Below are 8,343 nucleotides of genomic sequence, written 5' to 3' on the forward strand. Positions count from 1 at the left end.
AGCCCGGCCCCGCGTGTCCCTCACCAAGGCCGCATAACATCAACCCCACGAAACCCGTTCGTGAGTGCTTTTACACCACAAACTGGACGCGACCCCCAACCTCGCCCCCAACTCCCCGCGCAGGAAGCGAAACGCCTCGACTTCCGCTGCGCTGACTCCTGCCGCCTGCACTCCCACCGCCGCCAACCACTGAGCGCCGCACCGCCACTACCCGCGCGCTCCTCGATACCAGCGACCACGCGGCCGCGTTCGCCAAGTACGGGTGCTGTTCGGGGCCCTGCGGGCACGGGGCTCGGTCCCGCGAGCCAGCGCTCATGCCGTCTGGCGGGTCCGGCGACGGGCGACCTGCGCGGTAGGAGTGGATTTCGGCGTACTACGCTCGCTGCGCCAGCACTGGCCCGATGATGAGTTGCGTGGGGACGAAGGAGAGGAATCAGTGGTGAGCTCGGCTCGGGCGACGTGCACGGCGTGCAAAGAGCGGACGACTGTGGCCAAAGGGTTGTGTATGCGCTGCTACAAGCGGGCCCGGGCCGGCCGCCCGCTCGATGACACGGAGCTCGACCGATACGGGCAGCCTGACGGGCACGGCCTCTACGGCGTCCTCGACGACGATGGCACCAGCGTGCTGTGCCACGAATGCGGCCGCCGTTACCGCTCGCTGGGCCCACACGTCAGTGGGGCGCACGGCATGACGGCCGCCGAGTATAAGGCCGCCCACGGCCTCGCCCGCAGCCGCAGCCTCGCCGCCACCACGCTGCGTGAATCCTTGTCCCAGCAGGCATCAGCCCGCGTCGGTACGGCCGCGTGGCAACGCTTTGAGAACGCCCGCGATCCCGAGGCCGCCGCGCACGCGCGGACCTTCCCGCCCGCCCCGGCCCAGACCCGCCGCACGCAGGCCGCCCAGTCCGTCGCCAACGGCAGGGCCTCCCGCAAGATCATGGTGCGCACGTGTCCCGGCTGCGGCGCGCAGCGGTGCCCGCTGCCTGGCGGCTACGACCGCAAGACCTGCCGGGCCCCCGAATGCATCCGCGCCCTGGCCTCCCGCGCATCCCTCGATCACGCGCGCCGCCACGCCGTGACGATCCGCCCGCTGACCGAACACGAGCGCCACCAACTGCGCACCCTGACCGGCCCTTCGTTGAAAGACTTGGTCACCACGTTGAAGAGCGAGGAGGGGTTCTTGCAAAATACGCTCGCGGCCGCGGTGGGCATCAGTGATACCGGCCTCTCTCGCTTCCTGTCCGGGCAGCGCGTACCAAGCACCGACCGCCCGCGGCCCGGCGCGACGCAGTCCACGAAAACAGCCGTCAGGCCCCGCGCACAGCGCACTCCCACTCGGTGAAGGCCCCCACACCTCGTTTCCCAGGCCCGACGGGCCCCCTGACTCCTGTACACCGTCCGGGACTTCGCGGCGAACAAGGTCATCTACCGGCTTCCCGCTCCGCCCAGGCATATCCTGCAGGCGACTGCGGTCCAAGATGCCGCTCCAGCCACCTCGCGGGGCGCCGAGAGGCGACCGTTGCCGCGCTCACTGCCTTCGCCCACGGTCCCCTCCCCGACCGCCCGCTGCACGCCACCGTGCCCCGCGGCCGTGGTTGATCGGCAGAGGGCAGCACCCACGGCGGCCTACGAGGAGCCCAGCTCGCCAGCCTGACGCAGCCTGCGCAGCAACACGTCCTTGGAGGCAGCGAGCTCGTCGAGGCGTCGACTGAGCTCGACAATTCAGCAGTCGGCATGTGGGCTGGCACGGAGCCCTCGTCGGTTGCATGCGCATCCGGCGACTGCGGGCAACGCACCGCCAAACACCCAACGCACCGTCGAATCGATCAACCGGTGCCGCGTCAGCTGATGACGTTGTCCGGGGTGTCCAGCCATACGTGCTGAGCGGCCTTCGTGATGGTGAGTCCCGCACGGTCGCGCGACGGCCGCCCCCAGCCCGCCCACTTCTCGTACGACTCCTCGACTTCATCCCACAGGTGCCGTGGCCCGAACTGACCGATCTCGAAGGAGTCCTCGCCAGGAACGTATTCAGCCGCAGCCCATGATTTCCGGTCGTCGGCGAGGATCCATAGTGTGCGTTCGCCGCTGCCGTCGCTTGCCTCGACGAGCAGATGCCAGGCGTCAGGAAGATCCAGCCCGATGAAGAACAACGCATCGGCGCTACCCGCAACATCCAAGGGCGACAAGCCCGTACGCGACTGTTCTTCCTCGCCCTGGTGGTGCAGGAAATCGGAGAGAAACCCACGGTGCGGCCGGCCGATACGGGTGCGCATGAAACTCGGGTACCCCTGGAAGCGACCGCGCCCTACGCCTTCGTCGACATCGACCACGGCGAGGTTGTGGCTGAAGAAACTGCCGCCCCAGGGCGTGACGATCCGACCATGAGGAGTCTGCTGGATCGCGGCGTAAGGGACCTCTGGAACGGTGTACGAGCCGATCCACCGGTCGTATGGCGCGCCAGCTGCCCAACCCTGCTCGCCAGGCCCGCACACCACGCGAGGGCAGTAGCCAGCACGCCGGAGATTGCGTTCGGCTTGCTGCGCGACCGTGGCGTCATACTCCGCCGTGACCACGTTGGCGGAGCCTTGGCGGTGGGCCAGCCAAGCGGCGAGCAGGCCAGTGCCCGCACCGGCCTCGTATACGCGGTCTCCGGGACGGACATTGAGCAGGCTCAGCATCTCCAGCATGAGACTGGGCATGCTGGAGGACACCGTCGGCAGCCGGTAGTCGCCCGCCGACATTTCCGCGCCGTCGTTCCACTGAGTCAAGATCGGCACGTCCGCGTATGCCGCGGTGAGCCACTCCTCGGGACTGTCGGCCCGAGAGATCAGCCGGTCGTACACCTCGATGGTCTCGGGGAGAAAGAGCTCCCGCGGCACGCTGGCGACGGTCTGCCTCCACTCTGGGGGGACCGCGTTCTTGGCGTCCAGGATCTCCAGCAGCCGTTCCGGTGACGTCATCCTGCGCGCGTCACTTCTTCGGAGGGTTCGATACCGGCTTGGTCCACTGACCATCCCCTTCTCGGGGGGACTGCTTTTGGTCTCCTTCGGATCCGCCCTTGCCGTCCCCGTGCCTACCCATGTGCGGGTCCCTTCCATCGTGGCGGACAGTCAAAACAGTGATCAGCAGTGTGCCGTACGCTCCGCATCAACGAAAGAGCGCTTTGAGGCGCACCATGTGGTGCGGTTGCAACTGGCCCTCGGCCGCTGCCCGGTGCCGAACCACCCGGCCGACGTTCCGGCCATACCGCTCGCTTCGCGACGTTGCCCTCGGCGATGCACCCCGAGGCCGTGGCTGATCGGTACAGGGCAGCGCCTGTGGCGGCCTATGAGGAGCCCAACTCGCCGACCTGACGCAGCCTGCGCAGCAACGCGTCCTGGGAGGCGGCGAGTTCGTCGAGACGACGACTGAGCTCGACGTATTCAGCAGTGGGCATATGGGTTGGCGCGGCGTCCTCGTCGGTTGGGTGCGGCACCATGCCGGCAGGGGGGAGCTGGTCGGCGACGAAGGATCCTCGACCAGGGGTGGTGCAGGCGAGGCCCTCCTGGCGTAGGAGGCGCATGACGGCCTGGGCAGTGCTGTTCGCGATCCCGTACGTGTCCTGCAGGGACCGGGTGGAGGGAAGCCGGTCGCCGGCCCGCAGGGCCCCGGAGCGAATCTGTGCCCGAATCTTGTTTGCTACCTGCCGATAGGGAGGCAGGGAGGAGTTGAGGGGCAGATGGTGCGTCGGGGCGCTTGGCGGTGTGTTGTCCACTGTCGCCGGATGGATGGTCACGCCTGCTCCTTCCCGTTGACCGTGTGCAGCGGGGCGCGGTTGATCTGCTCCTGGATCAGATCGACTTCGGTGCTGGTGTAGGCGCTGCGTACGCCGGATGGCGTGTAGCCGGAGGGGCCGGCGAGTTTTCCGAGGGAGTAGCTGCGTCTCGGCTTGAACTCCCGGGCATAGGCCAGGAGTCGGCGAATGAGCTGTTCAGCCGCTTCCCTCTGCTCCTGAGCTTGCTGAAGAGCCAGGATGAGGGGGTCCTCTTCTGTGCCGAGGAAGACCGCTTGGAGATGGTCTGCGCACTGCTGGCGCTCGCGCTCGACTTGGTCGCAGGCATCGCCGAAGCACTCCTGGGGGGTGACGCTTCCCGGCTCGGGCATCGGGTGGATCACGGCGGCGAGTTCACGAATCGGATGCATCGTGCGACCATCGCACAACTCGTGCGATGGTCGCAAGAGTTGTGCGATGGTCGCACAATGCGTTTGTGTCGAGTTGACTCTGCCCCGGTCACGCCGAAGGCCGGCAGCGACCAGGCCGCCTCTCATCAGGGTGAAGTCATACGACGATGTTCCGGGTCAAAAAGGACAGTTGTGCGGCTGGAGCCCTGGGGCCAGTGACGTGGAGAGTGACCAGATCGGGCTGACCGGGATGACCGCCCAATCGAGCCGGACGCTCAAGCAGGACACTGGCGGCAGCATGGTCGAGCGCGTGAGGGTCACGGAGGTCGCTGGCTCTGGGGCCGACTCCCTGCTCGGGCCCCAAATGGGCGGTAGCGACGACGGGGACTGCCAATTCCCGGGCAACACGAGCCAACTCGGCGGCAACAGCCCCAGGTTCCGGTGGAGCCAACGACCCTGCAGCGAGCGCGAGATCATCAAGCAGGAGCAGACGCGCACCCCTGACTGCTTCGCCCCGCAGCCGACCGATCACGTCGCCCCCAGGACCGACAAGCCGCAGCGGCAGGCGACGCATGCGCTCAGCAGCGTGGGCCAGGCGGCCAGCATCAGCAGGGCCTTCGCCCAGGTTGCTGCTCGCGGCAAGGAACATCCGCCCCGTCTCCGCGAGGGTGTGCTGCAAATCCGCCACGACGACGGGCCGATCCCGGAGGGCGTTGTACCGAGCGATGCTCAGCAGCAGGGTGCTCGTGCCAGCCATGGTACGACCGGCGAGCAGGGTAAGAGTGCCAGGGCGAAGACCGCCACCGAGCAAGACGTCCAGGTCCCGCACCCCCCGTGGCCACACCTCGGCGCCGGCGAGGTTGGCCAGCGGAACGAGGAGTCCTCAACGAGGCGAGAGCTTCGGTATACGGGATCCCCGCCGTCACGGCCAACCGCTTGGCGCGGGAGGGGAGATCACCGTTTCGTTTCCGACTCATCTGCAGCCGCATTCCGGTACGTGCCCACGCCGCGCACCGCAAGAGGGTGCTGTCACTGCACGGGCCCTCGACCGTTTCCGGGCTGCTGGTATCTGTGTCCAGCGGACCCTGAGGCATCTGCCAGCGCTGCGTGGGAGCGGCTGGCGGCCTGGGTGCGTGCGTGTCCAGCACCGTTGGGGACAATAGCCGCTTCCCCCAGCACCTCGCCAGGCGCAACGTCACGTCGACCAGAAATACGACCTTGTGCCGAGTACCGTCATGCGTGCTGAGGCCCCAAAATCGTTGCCGGCGTACGGACCGCCCCTGATGACGTCGTCATCCAGGGGCGGTGACGTCGCCGCGGGATCGTGTAGGACAGCAGGAGCGTTATGGATGACGACTGGTACAATCGCCCGCCGGTGCTGGCCGACGAGAACACGCCGGCACTCGACGGCTGGACCGGAGCAGAGCCACAGTCCGGTGAGCTCATGACAGCGGCTTTGGACGACATCGACCCAGAGAGCACCGTGAGTGTCGCCAGGGAACTGAGCAGACTGCTCGATGAATTCGGCCTACGACACATCCTCCACTACGACGGCCCAGAACAGAGCCTCACCCTCCGCCTGGATAAGCACGGTGGAACGGGGCTCGCAGCCGACCTACTGGACCTGAAGCGTCACCGCGAACAGCCCGGTAGGTAGCAAAGAGGCAACAACGCATGAGACTTGGTGCGTTCGCCACGAACAACGAGAGTCCGTTCGTGTCTGTCTTGGCGCTGAACTGAGCAGGAACGACCGCGAGCCCTGACACGCGACGCCCTTCACGCCGAAGGCGCCAGTGACGGGCCCACGGCTCGCCGCAGGGAACCCTGCGAGATTAGGCCGTGGCGTGCAGGTCACCGCGGTCGAGGCACTCGCGCAGTACAGCGGAGATCTCCTGGGGCAGCAGGTTCACCTCGGTGATGGCCTTGGCGGTAAGGGGGATCTCTTCGAGGACGTATTCGCCGCGGTCGTCCCGCTGGAACTCGGGGCCGGTACGGTCGGCGAAGTTCCACGTCGCGATGCGCGCGAGGTAGAAATACTCGGTCTCACCCTTGGGGTTCTCCAACTGGTGGAGCAGGCACTCGACTTGGGCCTCTCCGGCGATCTCTTCTCGGATCTCGCGCAGGAGGGCATCCTCGCGGCTGGTGTCGCTGTCCTCGACGCCACCTCCGATGATCACCCAGTAGGGGGCGATGCCGGGGCGGATGCGTTTCATCAGGAGCATGGTGTTGTCGGGCGTGATCAGGACGGCGCGGACGCGTTGCTTCATCGCGGGGTCTCCCTGAGACTTCGGTGGTGGGCGGGGTCAGTGCAGGATCCAGCCGCCGTCAATATGTAGCGACTGACCAGTGATGAACGATGCGGACGGGCCGGCAAGGAAGGCGATCGCGGCGGCGACGTCGGCGGGTTGGCCTCGGCGGGGAACACATTGACGAGCGATCTGGTCCTCGGGGCGTGCGCGGTGGCGGGCGGGCAGGGTGTTCTCGGCGTCGACTTGGATGGCTCCTGGCAGGACAGTGTTCACGCAGATGCCGTAGGGGCCAAGTTCCCTGGCCAAAGATCGGGTGAGGCCGATCATGCCGGCCTTGGCGGCGCTGTAGGCGGTCAGGCCGCAGCGTCCGGCGCGGGCGTTGACGCTGGAGACGTTGATGATGCGCCCCCACTGGCGGCGGATCATCGAGGCAGTGACGGCGTGGCTGGTGCGGTAGTGCATCGTGAGGTTGACGTCGAGCGCGTGCGCCCAGGCGGCCTCGTCGGTCTCCTCCCAGGTGGTGCGCGGGTAAGCCCCGGCGCAGTTGACCAGGATGTCCACCGGGCCGATTTCGCTGGTGATCTGGCTGACCATCAACCCGACCGCGTCCGGGTCGGTCAGGTCGGCGCTCACCTCGATGCCGTCGGTGCCCAGTCGGCGGACTTCATCCAGGACGGTACGTGCCTGGGCGATCTGGGTGAAGTGGTTGACGGCGAGCGTGGCGCCGGCGCCTGCAAGGGCGCGGGCGGTGGCCGCGCCGATGCCGGTTGCGGCGCCGGTGACCAGAGCGACGCGCCCCTGGAGAGGGCGGGCAGTAAGGGGCAGATCGAGAACAGGAGTGGTCATGAAGCCTCCTCGGGAGCAAGGGACGAAGGGGTGGTGTGAGTGAACTGATCGTCGTGGGGGAGGTGTTGGGCCTGAGCGAGCTTGGCCAGCACAAGCAGCAGGTCGGTGCTGGTGAGCTGGTGGGGCGCAAGGACGCCCAGGATGCGAAGAGTGAGGAAAGGGCGCAAGTCAGCCAGTTGCCGGTCGGGGGGAAGCCTGGCGGCATCGCCGAGGTCGCCGGTGAGGCGGGTCAGGAGCTGGACGAGGGCGGTGTGGCGCCCCGGGCCGGTAGGCCAGGTGTAGTGCACGTCCAACCGCCGGTGCCGGGCGGACAGTTGTGTGTGCTCGACGGCGGGAATGGCGGTCGGGGGCAGGTGGAGTGGCAGGGTGCGGGTGTAGACGTCTAGCTGGTAGGTGGGCACGAGCCAGCCTCCGAGCGCGAGCAGGTACCACAGGAGGTTGGCGATCTCGCCGGCCAGGATGTTGCGCCCGGCGTGTTCGAAGTCGAGCCAGCACGCGCCTGCGGCGCTGGCGGCGATGTTGGGCTCGGTCGGATCTCCCTGGGTGAGGGCGGAGGCCCACCGGCTGTCGGGGTGAAGCGCGGTGCGGGCGGCGTCGATGGCGGCGGGCACGTCGAGCGGGAGCGGGGCGCCGTTGACCGTGGCGGTGTAGTCGGTCAGTGCACGGACGGGGATCTGCTCGCCGGTGTGCGTGTCGGTGACCGCGAGGTCGCCCTTGAGGTACCAGGTATCGACGCGGCTGCCGGGTCGGATGCGGTCGGCGTAGAGGGCGGGCACGCAGGCCGACAAGGCGGTGGTGCGACCAGTTGAGGTGGCCGTGGCGATCAGGTCGTCGCAGACGGCGTCGATCAGCGCGGCGACATCGCCGGTGGGAGCGCGGCCGTGGTCGGCCAGGGCGATGAGGTCGCCCAGCAGGAGCCGGCAGCGGCCAGAGGCGAAGACGTTCTCATAGAGGATCTCGGTCGCGTCCGGGAGGTGGTGTAAAAGGGCCACGAGCGTAGGTTTCGTACTGAACCGACCAAAGTTCGTACGGAAGGACCCACGCCCGTGACACGTCGAGTATCCCCGATCCAGGCGATACGTACCGA

The 8,343-nt window shown here is 67.6% G+C and carries 9 protein-coding genes; 2 read left to right on the forward strand and 7 right to left on the reverse strand.

Features of this window, described 5'->3' with window-relative positions:
- Nucleotides 1-487 precede the first annotated feature (487 nt).
- Nucleotides 488-1,342, forward strand: a complete 855-nt coding sequence (locus ACIQU6_RS43145; protein ID WP_403487952.1) for a MucR family transcriptional regulator — start codon at nt 488-490, stop codon at nt 1,340-1,342.
- Nucleotides 1,343-1,841: 499 nt separating this feature from the next.
- Here the strand turns inward: ACIQU6_RS43145 and ACIQU6_RS43150 are convergent, their stop codons facing one another.
- From ACIQU6_RS43150 to ACIQU6_RS43165, 4 genes are all read right to left on the reverse strand, one after another.
- On the reverse strand, nt 1,842-2,960 hold the full coding sequence (locus ACIQU6_RS43150; protein WP_403487954.1) for a protein-L-isoaspartate O-methyltransferase: 1,119 nt from the start codon (nt 2,958-2,960) through the stop codon (nt 1,842-1,844).
- 365 nt (nt 2,961-3,325) lie between these two features.
- Nucleotides 3,326-3,775: a GntR family transcriptional regulator gene (locus ACIQU6_RS43155; RefSeq protein WP_403487956.1), complete on the reverse strand. Its 450-nt coding sequence runs from the start codon at nt 3,773-3,775 to the stop codon at nt 3,326-3,328.
- A complete protein-coding gene (locus ACIQU6_RS43160) occupies nt 3,772-4,182 on the reverse strand; it encodes a hypothetical protein (protein WP_403487958.1) in 411 nt (136 codons plus the stop codon). Before ACIQU6_RS43160 ends, ACIQU6_RS43155 begins: the two co-directional genes overlap by 4 nt.
- Before the next feature lie 136 nt (nt 4,183-4,318).
- Complete coding sequence (locus ACIQU6_RS43165; protein WP_403487960.1) at nt 4,319-5,005, reverse strand: DnaB-like helicase C-terminal domain-containing protein; 687 nt, start codon at nt 5,003-5,005, stop codon at nt 4,319-4,321.
- Between the two features lie 501 nt (nt 5,006-5,506).
- On the opposite strand from ACIQU6_RS43165, the gene ACIQU6_RS43170 reads away from it, so the two are divergent.
- Nucleotides 5,507-5,818: a hypothetical protein gene (locus ACIQU6_RS43170; RefSeq protein WP_403487962.1), complete on the forward strand. Its 312-nt coding sequence runs from the start codon at nt 5,507-5,509 to the stop codon at nt 5,816-5,818.
- A 175-nt stretch (nt 5,819-5,993) separates the two neighbouring features.
- Here ACIQU6_RS43170 and ACIQU6_RS43175 read toward each other — a convergent pair whose 3' ends face one another.
- The 3 genes from ACIQU6_RS43175 to ACIQU6_RS43185 are packed head-to-tail and all read right to left on the reverse strand — an operon-like array spanning nt 5,994 to nt 8,248.
- Complete coding sequence (locus ACIQU6_RS43175; RefSeq protein WP_403487964.1) at nt 5,994-6,428, reverse strand: NUDIX domain-containing protein; 435 nt, start codon at nt 6,426-6,428, stop codon at nt 5,994-5,996.
- A gap of 36 nt (nt 6,429-6,464) precedes the next feature.
- The gene (locus tag ACIQU6_RS43180; RefSeq protein ID WP_403487966.1) at nt 6,465-7,256 is read right to left on the reverse strand and encodes an SDR family NAD(P)-dependent oxidoreductase; all 792 of its coding nucleotides are present in this window, start codon (nt 7,254-7,256) and stop codon (nt 6,465-6,467) included.
- Nucleotides 7,253-8,248 (reverse strand): hypothetical protein, encoded by a 996-nt coding sequence (locus ACIQU6_RS43185; RefSeq protein WP_403487968.1) that lies wholly within the window; start codon nt 8,246-8,248, stop codon nt 7,253-7,255. The genes ACIQU6_RS43180 and ACIQU6_RS43185 overlap by 4 nt, the downstream gene beginning before the upstream one ends.
- Between the last annotated feature and the right edge of the window lie 95 nt (nt 8,249-8,343).

The organism is Streptomyces sp. NPDC090442, from assembly GCF_044769405.1.
Lineage (GTDB): Bacteria > Actinomycetota > Actinomycetes > Streptomycetales > Streptomycetaceae > Streptomyces.

Bases quoted from the DNA above. Each gene is read 5' to 3' on its own strand.
- ACIQU6_RS43150 (WP_403487954.1), bottom strand. From the start codon at position 2,960: ATGACGTCACCGGAACGGCTGCTGGAGATCCTGGACGCCAAGAACGCG.
- ACIQU6_RS43160 (WP_403487958.1), bottom strand. From the start codon at position 4,182: ATGCATCCGATTCGTGAACTCGCCGCCGTGATCCACCCGATGCCCGAG.
- ACIQU6_RS43170 (WP_403487962.1), top strand. From the start codon at position 5,507: ATGGATGACGACTGGTACAATCGCCCGCCGGTGCTGGCCGACGAGAAC.
- ACIQU6_RS43175 (WP_403487964.1), bottom strand. From the start codon at position 6,428: ATGAAGCAACGCGTCCGCGCCGTCCTGATCACGCCCGACAACACCATG.
- ACIQU6_RS43180 (WP_403487966.1), bottom strand. From the start codon at position 7,256: ATGACCACTCCTGTTCTCGATCTGCCCCTTACTGCCCGCCCTCTCCAG.